General features: G+C 41.7%; 15 protein-coding genes. 6 read left to right on the plus strand and 9 right to left on the minus strand.

Translation table 11 applies throughout. The annotated features are described in order from the left end of the window. Window positions 1-52 precede the first annotated feature (52 nt). The 4 genes from remA to asnS all read right to left on the minus strand — a co-directional run bounded on the left by remA (window position 53) and on the right by asnS (window position 4,054). Entirely contained in the window at window positions 53-313 is a 261-nt protein-coding gene (gene remA / locus WN50_RS23640; RefSeq protein ID WP_046281111.1) for an extracellular matrix/biofilm regulator RemA, read from the minus strand. Between the two features lie 182 nt (window positions 314-495). Further along, window positions 496-1,830: an aromatic ring-hydroxylating dioxygenase subunit alpha gene (locus WN50_RS23645; protein WP_046281112.1), complete on the minus strand. Its 1,335-nt coding sequence runs from the start codon at window positions 1,828-1,830 to the stop codon at window positions 496-498. Window positions 1,831-1,975: 145 nt separating this feature from the next. Continuing rightward, a complete protein-coding gene (locus tag WN50_RS23650; RefSeq protein WP_046281113.1) occupies window positions 1,976-2,464 on the minus strand; it encodes a DUF1269 domain-containing protein in 489 nt (162 codons plus the stop codon). Between the two features lie 198 nt (window positions 2,465-2,662). Further along, window positions 2,663-4,054: an asparagine--tRNA ligase gene (gene asnS, locus WN50_RS23655; protein WP_046281114.1), complete on the minus strand. Its 1,392-nt coding sequence runs from the start codon at window positions 4,052-4,054 to the stop codon at window positions 2,663-2,665. A 418-nt stretch (window positions 4,055-4,472) separates the two neighbouring features. Here asnS and WN50_RS23660 point away from each other — a divergent pair, with 418 nt between their 5' ends. From WN50_RS23660 to WN50_RS23675, 4 genes are all read left to right on the plus strand, one after another. Next, window positions 4,473-4,781, plus strand: a complete 309-nt coding sequence (locus WN50_RS23660; protein ID WP_046281115.1) for a carbon dioxide-concentrating mechanism protein CcmK — start codon at window positions 4,473-4,475, stop codon at window positions 4,779-4,781. A gap of 127 nt (window positions 4,782-4,908) precedes the next feature. Further along, entirely contained in the window at window positions 4,909-5,262 is a 354-nt protein-coding gene (locus tag WN50_RS23665) for a carbon dioxide-concentrating mechanism protein CcmK (protein WP_046281116.1), read from the plus strand. Between the two features lie 345 nt (window positions 5,263-5,607). Beyond that, window positions 5,608-6,807 carry an RNA-guided endonuclease InsQ/TnpB family protein gene (locus tag WN50_RS23670; protein WP_046281117.1) on the plus strand — a complete coding sequence of 400 codons (1,200 nt, stop codon included), beginning with the start codon at window positions 5,608-5,610 and terminating at the stop codon, window positions 6,805-6,807. A gap of 73 nt (window positions 6,808-6,880) precedes the next feature. After that, a complete protein-coding gene (locus WN50_RS23675) occupies window positions 6,881-7,351 on the plus strand; it encodes a tellurite resistance TerB family protein (protein WP_046281118.1) in 471 nt (156 codons plus the stop codon). Here the strand turns inward: WN50_RS23675 and hpsP are convergent. From hpsP to WN50_RS34845, 4 genes are all read right to left on the minus strand, one after another. Further along, complete coding sequence (hpsP, locus tag WN50_RS23680; protein WP_046281119.1) at window positions 7,348-8,511, minus strand: hormogonium polysaccharide biosynthesis glycosyltransferase HpsP; 1,164 nt, start codon at window positions 8,509-8,511, stop codon at window positions 7,348-7,350. The genes WN50_RS23675 and hpsP overlap by 4 nt on opposite strands. Window positions 8,512-8,716: 205 nt before the next feature. Further along, entirely contained in the window at window positions 8,717-9,970 is a 1,254-nt protein-coding gene (gene rodA / locus WN50_RS23685) for a rod shape-determining protein RodA (protein ID WP_046281120.1), read from the minus strand. Between the two features lie 87 nt (window positions 9,971-10,057). Beyond that, entirely contained in the window at window positions 10,058-10,417 is a 360-nt protein-coding gene (locus WN50_RS23690) for a VOC family protein (RefSeq protein WP_046281121.1), read from the minus strand. Window positions 10,418-10,504: 87 nt separating this feature from the next. After that, complete coding sequence (locus tag WN50_RS34845) at window positions 10,505-10,660, minus strand: hypothetical protein (RefSeq protein WP_160315435.1); 156 nt, start codon at window positions 10,658-10,660, stop codon at window positions 10,505-10,507. Between the two features lie 202 nt (window positions 10,661-10,862). Here WN50_RS34845 and WN50_RS31130 point away from each other — a divergent pair, with 202 nt between their 5' ends. After that, window positions 10,863-12,383, plus strand: coding sequence for a CHASE3 domain-containing protein (locus WN50_RS31130; protein ID WP_053221589.1), 1,521 nt, complete (start codon window positions 10,863-10,865; stop codon window positions 12,381-12,383). Here the strand turns inward: WN50_RS31130 and WN50_RS23700 are convergent. Further along, window positions 12,375-13,379: a sulfurtransferase gene (locus tag WN50_RS23700; protein WP_082172538.1), complete on the minus strand. Its 1,005-nt coding sequence runs from the start codon at window positions 13,377-13,379 to the stop codon at window positions 12,375-12,377. The two genes, WN50_RS31130 and WN50_RS23700, sit on opposite strands and share 9 nt — an antisense overlap. A gap of 335 nt (window positions 13,380-13,714) precedes the next feature. Here WN50_RS23700 and WN50_RS23705 point away from each other — a divergent pair. After that, a partial coding sequence (locus WN50_RS23705; RefSeq protein WP_235441110.1) for an RNA-guided endonuclease InsQ/TnpB family protein occupies window positions 13,715-14,830 on the plus strand: 1,116 nt, incomplete at its 3' end.

The raw sequence follows: 14,830 nt of genomic DNA on the forward strand, positions 1-14,830 counted from the left end.
CAACTGAAAAATAACCATCAATTTATATCTGAGTGCAGTCACTTAGTCGATTTCACACCGTCGAATCTTCTTTATTGACGACAAATCGATGAGCAACTGTTTCCGGTTGGATAGCAGAAAGGATAACATGACTAGAATCTGTAATAATTACAGCCCGAGTTCGACGGCCATAGGTGGCATCAATTAATTGTCCTCGATCCCGTGCATCTGTGATGATACGCTTGATCGGAGCAGATTCAGGACTAACAATGGCAATCACTCGGTTGGCAGAGACAATATTACCAAAACCGATATTAATAAGCTGAATATCCATGTAAAGCCTGGGAATAGGGATAGCAGAGGTTTTAAACTCTTAATTTAATGATAAAGAGATTTTTTTAGACTTACAAGGCAAAATCTGACTCAAAATACCGATTTTAGGTGTAACTCCGGGGTTGAATATTTTTTTAGACTTTGATACCCGATCTGATCGGAAAATGTTTTTTAGGGTTTGAATTATTTTTTCTCGGCATGAATATAGTCAATAAAGTAAAATTGGGGTTCTAACCCATATTTCAGCCCCGTGTAAATTCCTAAACTGGCTAAGGCAGTGATAACTAATGGTAAACCTACTGTTAAACGCCAATGATCGGGTAAAATAGCTGCACTCGAAAGGGCGATCGCAAAATAAACAATTAATCCAATTTGCCAGCGTTTAACCGCTTTTAATGCGCCTCGGCAACTGCTACAATGTTGAGTATGTTGGTGATAGCGATCTAAAATTTCTCGTCGGGTTTTAGGAAGTGATAAAGTTTCCGCCTGAGAAATCCCGACTTCTTCCCAGGGTAATTTTCCTTGACTATATTGATCGAACCATTTGCGAAATTCTATCACTAAATGGTCAGCTTCTGTAGGGAGTTTATAAGCGGTTTTCCAACTTTCGGTTTGCTGTTTTTGTTGCAGAAAACGTTCCTGTTGATGTAAAAATATCATATCTCCATCTAAAACTAAATTCCGAATTTTTAGATGAGTCCACCAACGAGGAATAATTCGATGTAGGGTTTTATCAAAGTTGCGGGGAAATTGGGCAACAATTCTTGATTTTCCGGGAGAAACGGGAAGACAATAAGTCACTAAACCGACTTGTTTTCCATCGGTTCCAAATTCGATAGCATATTCCAAACGACAAGGCGCTTCAAACGTAATGGTTGTATTAAAACGTCCTTGGGTTTTGGCTTCTATTAAACTTGCTGTAGATTGAATAATTTTAATCGGAATGGGTATCGCTTGATTACGATTTCCTTGTACTCCATGATGGGCAAAAGGAACATGACTGGGATCAGCTACATTTTCAACTAAGGTTTGCCAATCATATTCTAAATCCCGCACGTAAGATGACCAAACAAAGCCTTGACTCGCATCAATTTGAGGGGATAAAGGTAATGGAGTATTTGCAGCTTGTTCACTTGAATTTGGATCAGCCCAAACCCAAAGCAGATCATTGGCTTCTTGGGTGGGAAATTTTCTAACACAAAAATTTTGTTTGTTTTTACTAATAATTTCTGGCTTTTCCGCTTGAGGAATAGTTGTACAAATTCCTTGTTCATCAAACTGCCAACCGTGATAACTACACATTAAATTGCCTGTTTTTTCATCAATTCTACCCTCACTCAAAGGGGCTAAACGATGGGGACATTGATCTAAAAATACTTGATAAGTTTGACTCGATTTTGGCTTCCAAATGACTAAATTTAGTCCCAACAGTGTAACAGGAGTCGGTCTTTCCGGATCAAGATCTTCAACAGGTGAGAGAGGATACCAGTTTTGAAAAAAATTAAATTTAGAAGACATCTTTTTTGATCGTGAGCAGTATTGTGGGGGAGTCATAACTGTCAGGGCGGGTTGATATCAGTTGCCAGTCAGCGATATATATCAATGCAGAACCCGCCCCTACAACAAGCCCTGAACACCAATCAATCAGTTAATTAATCAGAAATTAGGCAATGCTAAAATGTTCTTTGAGCTTGTCTTCTTGTTCTTGAGATAGATTAGATTGAATCAATTCAGTTTGCTCTCCTGTCATCGCATCCAGAACCTTATCAACCGTTGCTTTTTCGCTCATTAAAAACAGCGCAGAAGTTCCTTCTGTAACTTTTGAGCGCACATCTTTAATAAAATCATCGTTGATGCCATAATCACTAAAATGACCACTCAAAGCACCCGCTAAAGCACCCATTGCCAGACCCAAAATTGGCACAAAAAAGATTAATCCAAATAGCATTCCCCAAAACGCGCCATCTAATGCACTCAAACTGGTTATATCAACAGCTTGTTTGGTTTTGGGTTTCTTTTTTCCTTCGGGCCAAGTGACAACTGCCGCATCTACAATGGTGATCAGATGTTGCTTTTGCAACTCTTTTAACTTCGCTAAAGCATTCTCGGCGCCATCAGGGCTGTTAAATTTCCAAACCGTTAAATTAGCCATAATTAGTTTCCCCAGAATTTAATCATTAATGTTAAGCTCTAACGACCGCATTATACCACGCTCAGGGGACGTGAGAAAACTTTTCTGACTGACTCCTGAAACAGAAAGAATAACAACCACAATAGACCCAGAGAAAAGTCAAGAGTAAATCTTTGTGTCTTTGTGTCTTTGTGGTAAGTTTCCTGCCCCCAAAACGACTTAAAAATCGATACTCATCGGGGTTCGAGGGAACGGAATCACATCGCGAATATTAGCCATTCCCGTCATAAATTGTACCACTCGTTCAAAGCCTAAACCAAATCCCGCATGAGGAACAGTACCATATTTTCGTAAATCTAAATACCACCAAAGTTCTTCAGAGTTTACGTCCATTTCCGCCATGCGATTTTCCAGAACATCTAAGCGTTCTTCCCGTTGAGAACCGCCAATAATTTCGCCGATTTTCGGGGCTAATACATCCATCGCCCTAACGGTTTTTCCGTCTTCATTTAACCGCATATAAAAAGCTTTGATGTCTTTCGGATAATCCGTAACAATTACAGGCTTTTTAAACAAGTCTTCGGCGAGATAGCGTTCATGTTCGGATTGTAAATCTAAACCCCAACTCACGGGAAATTCAAAGGTCTTATCTGCCTTTTCTAAAAGTTTAATCGCTTCAGTATAGGTCAAGCGCTCAAACTGATTATTGATGATATTGTCAGCAGTTTCTAATACGCTTTTATCAATGCGTTCGTTAAAAAATTCCATATCTTCGGGGCATTTTTCTAGAACAAACTTAAAGATGTATTTTAAGAAAGATTCAGCTAAATCCATATCCCCTTCTAAATCACAAAATGCCATTTCCGGTTCAATCATCCAAAATTCAGCTAAATGGCGAGAAGTGTTAGAATTTTCAGCCCGAAAAGTCGGCCCAAACGTGTAAACATTTCCAAACGCCATCGCCATAATTTCGGCTTGTAACTGACCACTAACGGTTAAAAAAGAAGGCTTTCCAAAGAAGTCTTTGCTAAAATCAACTTCTTTGGATTCAGTTAAGGGTAAATTCTTTAAATCTAAATTGGTTACGCCAAACATTTCCCCTGCACCTTCACAGTCACTTGCGGTAATAATCGGAGTATGAATCCATAAAAAACCCCGTTCTTGAAAAAATTGATGAACCGCCGCCGAACAAGCATTTCTCACCCGAAAAATAGCACCATAAGTATTCGTTCGTGGGCGTAAATGAGCAATCGTTCGTAAAAATTCAAAAGAGTGACGCTTTTTCTGTAAAACGTAGGTTTGAGGGTCAGCATCGCCATAAATCATAACAGAATTGGCTTTCAATTCAAGGCGTTGTCCTTTGGCGGGAGATTCAACCAACGTTCCCACAATCTCAATAGACGCACCTGTGTTAAGCTGTTTGAGAATATCTTGATAGTTTTCTAAATCGGCATTGAGTACCACTTGCAAATTTGCCATCGCAGAACCATCATTGACTTCAGCAAAAGCAAATTCTTTAAACTCCCGTTTGGTTCGAACCCACCCTTGAACCGTTACAACTTCATCAGGTTCACCACTTCTGAGTATTTCTGCAATACGTCGCGTCGTCATACAAGTTCTATCCTTAAACTTACCCATTACTTCTACTTCCTACAATTTTGACACTCCCTCGGCATTTTTCACGGTAGATTCTTCCCCATAACCTCTTACAAGATTGCCTATTCCCTATCCCCTATCCCCTGGTCACTGATAACTGGTAACTGTCTTCACTGATAACTGGTCACTGTAAACTGTAAACTGTATCCCCTATCCCCTGGTCACTGATAACTGGTAACTGGCGAACCCGGAGGGTCTTGGTGGAGACCATCAAGGAGCGACGGATGTTCCCGAAGGGTAACTGGTAACTGTCTTCACTGATAACTGGTCACTGTAAACTGTAAACTGTCCCCTATTCCCTCTTGCCTCTTTATTGGTACAATCAAAGATTATCGATTTCAATCTCTGTTTAGAAGTGTAGGAGACCGATTCAATGCCACAGGCAGTTGGCGTTATTCAAACCCTTGGCTTTCCTGGTGTGCTAGCTGCGGCTGATGCAATGGTTAAAGCAGGACGAGTGACTTTGGTGTACTATGGGTTAGCCGAACGGGGTGAGTTTATGGTTGCGATTCGGGGAGGAGTTTCTGAAGTGAAACCTGCAATGGAAGCTGGAATTAGAGCGGCTGAGAACACCTTTGGTTGTACAATTATCACTCACTACACCATTCCCAATCCTCCCGAAAACTTGGAAGCTGTTCTTCCCATTGCATATAGCGAAGAAAGTGAACCTTTCCGGGTTTAATCTTGAACAGATTAGCGATACTGAAGCTTAACATAACTTTGATTTAAACGAGACGGTCGCCAATCTTCCTAAAATCAATCTAGTCTAACTCCATCACATTTGCATTCATTCATTCAGGAGAACTTCCATGTCACAACAAGCCGTTGGCGCCCTCGAAACGAAGGGATTTCCGGGAATTCTGGCCGCCTCCGATGCGATGGTTAAAGCAGGCCGTGTTACATTAGTCGGTTATATTCGAGCCGGGAGTGCGCGTTTCACTGTAATGATTCGGGGGGATGTCTCCGAAGTTAAGGCGGCTATGGATGCCGGAATTGCGGCAGTAGAAAATGTGTACGGGGGTGCATTGGAAACCTGGGTGATTATTCCTCGTCCCCATGAAAACGTGGTTGCTATTTTACCGATTGATTTTAGCGAGGAAGTTGAACAATATCGAGCCGCCGCAGAAGGCTTAACACTTCCGGGAATGCCTAACCGTCGATAGAAAACTGGGGTATGGGGACAATAATATCGAGTCTGCAATCAGAAATGTGAATCTTAAAAAATCTGGGACAGCAGTTTTGGTAGAGGTTTGAGTGAGGCGCGAGAACTTCTGGAGTTCAGTTGTTTGTTTGTTTTCTGATTATTTTTTGGTCAATGTCCCTGTCCCCTCTTTCCTTAGCAAGTTGCGAGTTTGTTTAGATCCTCGCTAGCATAGAACGGGTTGACCGAAAATCAATGACGCGCAAGCCCCCAAATTCATTTGTGGGGTGGGAGCGGCTAGGGGATTTTAATCCCCATCCTTTCCATGCTATCATAATACTTGATACCACTTGGGCTAGTATCAAACGTGTTTATCTACGAGTACAAAGTCAACCCAAAACCACAACAGGTAGCCGCCATTAACGAAGCAATTAGGACCTCTCAGTTTGTCCGAAACAAGGTGCTTCGCTACTGGATGGATAATCGTGGTGTTGGGAAAACAGAAATGTTTAGATATAACACGCTGCTCAGAAAAGAATTTAAATTTGTAGAAGATTTAAATTCTCATGCCTGTCAAACTGCTGTTGAGCGAGTTCTGAAAGCGGTCAACCGTTTTTATGACAATTGCAAGAAGCAGATTCCAGGCCCTAAAGGGTATCCCAAGTTCAAGAAAAACACTCGTTCAGTAGAATACAAAGTATCTGGATGGAAGCTATCAGAAAACAGAAAACATATGACTTTCACGGACAAGAAAGGAATAGGTACTCTCAAACTGATAGGGACTAGAGACTTAAACTTTTACCAGATCGAACAAATTAAACGAGTAAGAATTGTACGTCGTGCCGACGGGTATTATGTGCAGTTCTCGGTGCAATTAGACCCTAGAGATACGGTTAAACCATTAATCCCTAGCCAAAAATCAGTGGGGATTGATGTTGGTATCAAGTATTTTTTGGCAGATAGTCAAGGAAATATTGAACCTAACCCACAGTTTGACCGCCAAGGGGAAAAGCGGTTAAACCGTCTCAATCGCAAGAAGTCTAAGAAGTACCAGAAAGGTAAACCACAGTCCCGAAACTATCACAAGGCAAGAGTTAGATCTGCCCGGAAACATTTAAGAGTAAGTAGGCAGCGAGAAGAGTATGTCAAGAGAATGGCACTCCGTTTAATCAAGTCTAACGACTTAGTAGCCTATGAAGACTTAAACGTGAAAGGCATGGTTAAAAATCGACATCTAGCTAAGTCTATAAGTGATGCAGGATGGTCAAAGTTTCGTCAGTGGTTAGACTATTTTGGTTACAAGTACGGGAAGATAACGATTGCTGTTGCTCCCCACAATACCAGTCAAAATTGCTCTAACTGTGGCGAGAAAGTGCAGAAATCACTATCAACCAGAACCCATATTTGTCCTTATTGTGGCTACACGGAAGATAGAGATGTTAATGCAGCTATCAACATCTTGCAGAAGGGACTAAGTACCGCAGGGCATACGGGATCTTATAAGCTTGGGGAGTTGGATCCTCTAGGTCCATTGGAGCAATCCTGTGGGGTTACGATTGGACTGTGAACCAAGAATCCCCCGGCTTCAGCCGTGGGGAGTGTCAAAATATCGATCACCTTTAGAGAGGAATTCTGAGAATATGAATTTACTTGAGAAAATGTTTGGTGTTCAGGAGACCGATCACCGAATATCATTATCTCCGGCTGAAGCGTTTGCCGCAATAGCTGTCGCTGCCATCGCTGCTGATGGTTATCTCTCCAATCAGGAACGTCATCGCATTGTCGAGGTATTACTCCAAGTCTATCTGTTTCAAGGATACTCCGAGCAACGTTTGACGGAACTGCTAGAAAAGTTGTTTAACTTGCTTTCAACGCGAGGAATTGATCCTTTAGTGGCGATCGCCCGAGAGTCTTTACCCGCAGAATTGCAAGAAACAGCATTTACTGTCGCTGTTGACTTAGTTTTAGTTGATGGCGAGTTATCCCCCCAGGAAAAAAGCTTTTTAGTGCGTCTGTGGAATATCATGGATATCCCCGTCGAAACCGCTTCTCAAATTTTGGATCTCAAAGTTGAGGAGTATAACGCCATTGAAATTGCCCATCAGAGTTAACTCACCTGTCTACCGTCTAAAATTTGCTGATAGGCAAGGATGGTTTGTTGAGCGATCGCATCCCAACTGTATTGCTGTAGAGCGAATTGTTTAGCATTTCTCCCGCGACGCTGGCGTTCCTGTTGATTTTGCAAAGCTGATCCAATCAACGTCGCGATCTCCAACTCCTCACACGAACTCACCCAACCCGCCTCTGCTTGTTTGACTTGCTCCCAAATCTGCACTCCATCTGAAATCACGACAGGTATTCCCGCTACCATTGCTTCCGCTACAGCAATACCAAAGTTTTCATAATAGGAGGGTAAAACAAATAAATCAGCCGTTTGTAATAATCTCGCTTTCTCTTCCCCAGTGACAAACCCTGTAATGGTCGTGTATTCTGCTAAAGAAGATTGTTGAATCTGGGTTTGAATTTGGGCTTCGTAGGCGGGATCTTGAGGATTCGATCCCGCTAAAACAAATTGAAACCGATGTCCGGCGGCTAACACTCGTTCTAACGCCGGAATCAGTAAATTCAACCCTTTTTTGGGTTCAATCCGCGACATGAACAAAATCACTGGAGGATTGTTGGATTCTGTGTTTTTCTCATATAGGGGAGGATTCACCCCCAAGGGAATCACTAAATCTCGTGTAGATACCCCAAAACGTTCAGAAACTTGTGCTTCGAGTTGACTGGTAAAATGCAGAGCCGCAGATCCGGCAATATTAGCTCGTTCTAGTAGGGTTACATAAATTTGTTTGAATTGCTTTTTTTTCTGCAAATCAGCCGGATCAAGGGTTCCTAAAGGTCGCAAAATATAAGGCAAATTTCGCATTCTCGCCACCGTCGCCGCCCCACTACTGACCGGAGAAAATAAAGCGTGAATATGGGCTACATCAAACTCGCTAGCGTGTTGCCATAACCAGTTTAATAGATTCAGGGAAAATTTATAGCGTCGAAACGGCGAACAGCGAAAATAACGCACGGTGTAACCATTTTCACGAACAGGTTGATTGAGGGGAACATCTAAAGGCGGTTGACCAATATCCCCATTAGAATCTGTCGTTAAAATGGTTACATCAACCCCTTGCGTCGCCAACGCTGCCGACAGTCCCCGCACCATCTGACTAGGGCCTCCATAAACCAACGCAATAGAAGGAACAATTTGAAGAATCCGCATTTTACAGTTATCCGTTATCAGCGCGAAGTGCGATCTTGGGGTTACGCCTGCGTAGAGCAACTTCGTAAGAGAGTGACCAGTACCAGTATTTACACTGAACAGTTATCAGTTATCAGTTTTTCAGATAATTCTTGAATTCTTGAACTCCTGAACTCCTGAACTTCCTGACTCGGTGACTCGGTGACTCGGTGACTCGGTGACTCCATTAAAACTTAATCCGTTGTCGATGATTTGCCACAGACTGCACCAGTCCGATCGCGATAAAATTACTTAACAAAGCTGATCGACCATAACTCAGGAAAGGCAAAGGAATACCTGTAACTGGAGCTAACCCGATATTCATGCCAATATTAACAAAAACCTGAAACACGATCATACACAAAACCCCAATGGCGAGCAGGGAACCAAAGGTATCTTTTGCAGTTAAGGCGATCATCACCAAACGCCAACACAATATCCAAAAGACAACCAATACACAAACACAACCAATAAAGCCAAGTTCTTCGCCAATGGCAGAAAAAACAAAGTCGGTGTGCTGTTCTGGGATAAAGTTTAACTGGGTTTGAGTGCCTTGATAGAGTCCTCGTCCGTGCAGTTGTCCTGAACCAATGGCGATCCGCGATTGAATTAAATGATATCCTGAACCGAGGGGATCTTGTTCGGGGTTGAGAAACCCAGTCAGCCGTTGTTTTTGATAATCTTGCAGTAAACCCCAAAAGAAAGTTCCGAGTTCTCCCGCGCCTAAATTTGCCAGCAATGCCAAGGGGCCAGTCAGCCAACGGATGGGTAAACTCCACCAACCGACAAACCCCATCAATACCGCCCAAACGATCCCGGCTTGTTGATTAACTGTGAATAAAATCACTGAACCGATGGGAGCAACCAATAAAATGAGCCAACCCGGATGAACATTTCCCCAATACAACATTCCCAGGGTAATGGCACCGAAAATCAGCGAGGTTCCTAAGTTGGGTTCGATAAAGACTAATCCCCAAGGCACCGCCGCGATCGCTAACATTTTGATCACATCGGGGATAGTTGGGGTCGTGCGTTCGTGTAATAAGGCCGCTAGGGTGATAATAATCCCAACTTTGGCAAATTCTGAGGGCTGGACGTGAAAGCCGCCAATATTAATCCAACGTTGCGCCCCTAAAGCGGTGGTCCCGATAATCTGTACCGCAATTAAGGCGATAATGGTGGCGACATAAATCACCCATTTCCATTCTAATAAGCGTTCGTAACGGCATCCGGCAATCACGATAGCGGCAGCTAAACCGATACTGCCCATCAGCCAATGTTGCCACCAGTCTGTCAGACCTTGGTTGAGTTCGACACTACGGATCATCACTCCGCCTAAGATAGTTAGGCCGATCGACAGAAGAAATAGAACGTAATCAACTTGATCCCAAGCTGAAAAGGGAGTTCGCCGACGTCTTCCCAGGCGCATTTTTTCAAACATAGTTTCGGGTCGTGTTTTGCAGATGGTCGTTTTTCTATCGTTTTCAAACGCTTTCAGGCACAGTCGGGAGTCCCTGGTTGGGAATTTCTAGTTTGAGGTTGCAGTCGGTTCGTATAGGTACTCAAAGGAGTTTCCATCGAGATCTCGACCATAGAAGGAGGCGGTGCCGTCTCGGTGTTCGTGAATAGAACTTACCTCAACCCCTTGGGTTTTGAGGTGTTCATAGGCGGTTTCCATTTCGCTGCGATCGCTAAATACAAAGCCGAAATGGGCGCCTGCTTGGTCATAACCGGGACTTAGTAGGGCTAACCCATCTTCTCCGGCTTTGAGGTAGGCCCAGTCTGCATCTTTCCAAACCAACCTCATGCCCAAATTTTTATAGAATTGTGCCGCTTTGTCTATATCGTTGACACAAATGGCTACGTGGCCTAGTCGTTTTAGCTTCATGGCAATAATTGTTAACGTGCTTTTCTGGTCAACCGAACACCGCCTTTTAAAGCCGGGGCTTGCGGTTGACTCGCGAACCGAGTGAGATTATTCTACCGCCTCTATTGTGCCGCTTTGAAGTCCGACTTGCAGGTAAGTTTGGCGATCGCTTTGCTCTAAAGTGCATAAGGGGTGATCACTCAGACGTATGTTAGGGAGAATGGCTCTAAGTGTTATACGTTCATAGGTATAACCTAAACACACTCTCCCTAACGGGTTGGGTGTATTTTTTTTTGAGCGGGTTCAAACTTTTGGTCGGTTGAGCTTGTTCTTCTGTTGTGGGGCATAATGAAAGAAGACCCTCTGCATCTCAATCAATTCTGAAGAAGTGACAAGATTAGGGTTGAAAATTTAGGGTTTTGGGTAGAATTCAACTTAATTTTTACCTGGAAAATCGGCGGGTTCTATGAAGTTTTCTCTACAAAAAAAAGTTTTTTTGGGTTTTGGGCTTTCTTCTACTTTATTAATATTGGTTACTTCGAGTGGCTATGAAACCGCTAAACGATTAGCTGAAACAAAACAGTGGGAAGTTCATACCAAGCAAGTTTTAAGAGTTTTAGAAGATATTTCCGCCGATTTGTCGGATGCTGAAACGGGTCAGCGAGGCTATTTGCTCACGCAGCAAAAACGATATTTACAACCTTATAAAAATGCGATTATACAGATTGATCAAGATTTGGATATCCTCAGATCCTTGACTTTAGATAATCCGATTCAACAGCAAAATATTCAATCTTTATCGAATTTGATTGACAAAAAATTATTAGAACTGGAAACAACTATTACTCTCTCTAGAACGGTGAGTAATCAAGCCGCAATTGAATTGGTCAAAACCAATGAGGGAAAAAAATTGATGGACGGAATTCGTCAAGTTTTGCAGGAAATGAAACAAGAAGAAGAACGATTGTTTGAACAGCGTTTAAAAGTCACCGATCAAGTTATTGAAAACAGTTATATTGTTTTAGCTTTAGGAATTTTTTTTGATTTAGGATTGCTTTCTGTTCTTTATTTACTGATTTATCGGGAGATTCGTCAAAAAATTGTAGCTCAAATGGAGTTGATCGAACTTAATAAAGCCGCATTACGTTTTGTTCCTGAAAAGTTTATTGAACTTTTAAATAAACAGAGTATTCTTGAGGTTGATTTAGGCGATCAAGTTGAACGAGAAATGTCTGTATTATTTTCGGATATTCGTTCATTCACTGCCCTCAGTGAAAGTCTTTCTCCTGAAGATAATTTTAAACTCATTAATGCTTATCTCTCTCGAATGACACCTGTTATCACTGAACATCATGGCTTTATTGATAAATATATTGGCGATGCAATTATGGCTTTATTTAGCCGAAGTTCTGATGATGCAGTCAAAGCAGCAATTGCTATGTTAAAAACTTTAAATGAATATAATCAAAATCGAATAAAATCAGGCTATATTCCTCTAGAAATTGGCATTGGAATTAATACAGGAAAATTGATGTTGGGAACGGTTGGAGATTCTCATCATATGGAAGGAACAGTGATTAGTGATGCCGTTAATTTAGCCTCTAGAATTGAAGAATTAACGAAAATCTATCAAATTCCTTTATTAATTTCTGAGTCTACATTTTGTCGTCTACAATCTAAAACAGACTATGCTATTCGTTTAATTGATCGAGTTCAGGTTAAAGGACGCTCAGAATCAGTAGCAGTTTATGAAGTTTTTAATGCAGATTCGCCCGAAGATTTATCGGCTAAATTATCAAATTTATCAACATTTTCTGAAGCCGTTTCTTTGTATCAACAGCAAAATTTTATTGAGGCGAGTGAAGCTTTCAAAGACTGTTATCAAACCAATCCTAATGATTTAGTGGTCAAAATCTATTTAGAACGTTTTCAGCAAAATCTATTCAATCCGACAATTTCCTCTATTCCTAACTCTTATTTAATTTAATTTCAAAAGTGGATAATCTTCGGGGGGAGAGGCTGACCATTCCCACATGGAACCTGGATAATTTTTGGCTGAAAACCCTAAATCAACTAACACAGAAGTTAACCAAGCCGATCGTACACCTCCGGTACAATAGCTAACAATTTCTTTTTCGGGTGTAATGCCTTTTTCTGCTAATTGATCTAAAATGACTTGACGGGGAAGTAACATTCCGTTTTCATCCAGCCAGTCTTTATAATAAAGGTGAATCGCTTCGGGAATATGACCGCCTCGTTGTTCTCCGTAGGGCGTTTCTCCTGCATATTCTCGGGGTTCACGACTATCTATGATGACTAAATTCTGATGATTCAAATGATTTTTGATTTCCGAGCGATTAATTTCCCAGTCAGGGCGACGTTTAACTTGAAAATCTCCCTTGGGGGGTTGAGTGGGTTTGAGACTATTTTCAAGCGTTAAACCTGCTTTAACTAACGCCGCATAACCGCCATCTACCCAAACCGCTTGAGAATGACCTAAACTGCGTAACATCCAAACAATGCGACCTTCTTCACCCCATCCGGTTTTTGGGTCAATGTAGACAATAACGGGTTTATGACTAAAAATACCAATTGCTTGCAATTTTTGAGTTAAAACCTGATCATCGCTCAGTAGTTTACCGCGATCAGGTGGGTTTGGACGTGAAAAGTCCTGCCAACTGATAAAAGTTGCATCTTTTAAGCGTTCCCAGTGTAGAATCTTTAATGAACGAGCATCTAAGAGGGTTGCACCTTGTTTTAACAAGATTTTGGCTTGTTCACCACTGACAATCCATTGATGTTCAGGGATTTCAGAGGGTTGGGAATCTTGAGTAAATTTAGACAGACTCGAATGATCAAGGACGGGAGTTCCTGGCTTTAGAGAAACAATGATGATCACAATTGCAATCAATCCTAATCCCGTCAACCCCAGAAAACCTATGGAACTGCTGAGAATGTTGGGTTTAATACCACTGAGAAGCAATTTGTCCTCCTAAAGTGAGCTGCAAAACTAAAGAAAAAGCAAAGGAAGTCAAATGTTGATTGAGATCCCGTTAAGTTAAACTCTGGAAGAAGCCCCTCTGTAAATGTACTGTTTACTACCTCAAGAAACTCTGCTCAATGAGATAATAGCAGGACTTTGAGTTCGTTTAAGCGTTCCCAAGACTCAAACAGGTTTGGAGGAGGGTTCTAGTCGGATGTCAGCATGACCGAAAAAAAGCGGGATGCAAGCCTTATTGTCAACGACGGTTAACTTACTTTCTGCACATAAATGTCTATGTGGTATAGTAATATTATACGCCAAATAAGCTAGCGTCAATGATAGTCTACGAATTCAAAGCAAAAGGGAAATCACACCAATATAAAGCAATCGATGAAGTAATCCAAACATCTCAGTTTGTTCGGAACTCATGTCTGCGGTATTGGATGGATAATCGTGGACTTGGAAGAAAGGAGTTGTATCGATACAACACCGAACTCCGAGCTATGTACCCTTTTGTCAGGGACTTGAATTCACACGCTTGTCAGGCATCTGTAGAACGGTGTTGGTCAGCTATTGCTAGATTCTTCGATAACTGCAAAAAGAATATTCCGGGTAGGAAAGGCTATCCAAAGTTCAAGAAGAATAGTCGCTCAGTTGAATACAAACAGAGCGGATGGAAACTCTTAGACCCCAAACATATCGAATTTATCGACAAAAAGGGGATTGGAAAACTCAAGCTTGTCGGAACTTGGGATCTGGCATTTTATCCAGTTGAAAAAATTAAACGAGTGAGGTTAGTTAGAAGGGCTGACGGCTATTACGTTCAATTTTGTATCCAAGTCGATGTGAAAATAAAAATACAACCGACAGGGAAAACAATAGGGTTAGATGTAGGGTTAAAAGAGTTCTACACCGATAGTAATGGCAACACTGAGTTAAACCCTCGTTTCTACAGAAAAAACGAAAAGCGATTAAAGCTTTATCAACGGCGCGTTTCTCGAAAAAATATTGGCAGTGCCAACCGATTAAAAGCCATTAAGCGACTGGGCAAAGCACACCTCAAAATAAGTAGGCAACGTGAAGAACACGCTCTTAAGCTGGCGCGTTGCGTAATCCAATCAAACGATTTGGTCGCCTACGAAGACTTGAGGATTAAAAACTTAGTAAAGAATCATTGTCTAGCCAAGTCAATTAATGATGCGGGTTGGTATCAATTCAGAAAATGGTTAGAGTATTTTGGAGTTAAGTTTGGCAGAATAACAGTTGCCGTCAACCCCGCTTATACCTCCCAAACCTGCTCAAACTGTGGAACAATCGTTAAAAAATCTCTATCAACTCGAACTCATATTTGTCAGTGTGGGTTTGTCTTAGACAGGGATCATAATGCCGCAATTAATATTCTGAATTCAGCTTTGAGTACGCTAGGGCATAGCGGAACTTGGATCTTAGAT

Source organism: Limnoraphis robusta CS-951, assembly GCF_000972705.2.

Excerpts from the sequence above, each read along its gene's own strand:
- WN50_RS23675 (WP_046281118.1), top strand. The coding sequence starts at position 6,881 with ATGAATTTACTTGAGAAAATGTTTGGTGTTCAGGAGACCGATCACCGA.
- WN50_RS23650 (WP_046281113.1), bottom strand. The coding sequence starts at position 2,464 with ATGGCTAATTTAACGGTTTGGAAATTTAACAGCCCTGATGGCGCCGAG.
- WN50_RS23660 (WP_046281115.1), top strand. The coding sequence starts at position 4,473 with ATGCCACAGGCAGTTGGCGTTATTCAAACCCTTGGCTTTCCTGGTGTG.
- WN50_RS31130 (WP_053221589.1), top strand. The coding sequence starts at position 10,863 with ATGAAGTTTTCTCTACAAAAAAAAGTTTTTTTGGGTTTTGGGCTTTCT.
- remA (WP_046281111.1), bottom strand. The coding sequence starts at position 313 with ATGGATATTCAGCTTATTAATATCGGTTTTGGTAATATTGTCTCTGCC.
- WN50_RS23665 (WP_046281116.1), top strand. The coding sequence starts at position 4,909 with ATGTCACAACAAGCCGTTGGCGCCCTCGAAACGAAGGGATTTCCGGGA.
- WN50_RS23645 (WP_046281112.1), bottom strand. The coding sequence starts at position 1,830 with ATGTCTTCTAAATTTAATTTTTTTCAAAACTGGTATCCTCTCTCACCT.
- asnS (WP_046281114.1), bottom strand. The coding sequence starts at position 4,054 with ATGACGACGCGACGTATTGCAGAAATACTCAGAAGTGGTGAACCTGAT.
- hpsP (WP_046281119.1), bottom strand. The coding sequence starts at position 8,511 with ATGCGGATTCTTCAAATTGTTCCTTCTATTGCGTTGGTTTATGGAGGC.
- rodA (WP_046281120.1), bottom strand. The coding sequence starts at position 9,970 with ATGTTTGAAAAAATGCGCCTGGGAAGACGTCGGCGAACTCCCTTTTCA.
- WN50_RS23690 (WP_046281121.1), bottom strand. The coding sequence starts at position 10,417 with ATGAAGCTAAAACGACTAGGCCACGTAGCCATTTGTGTCAACGATATA.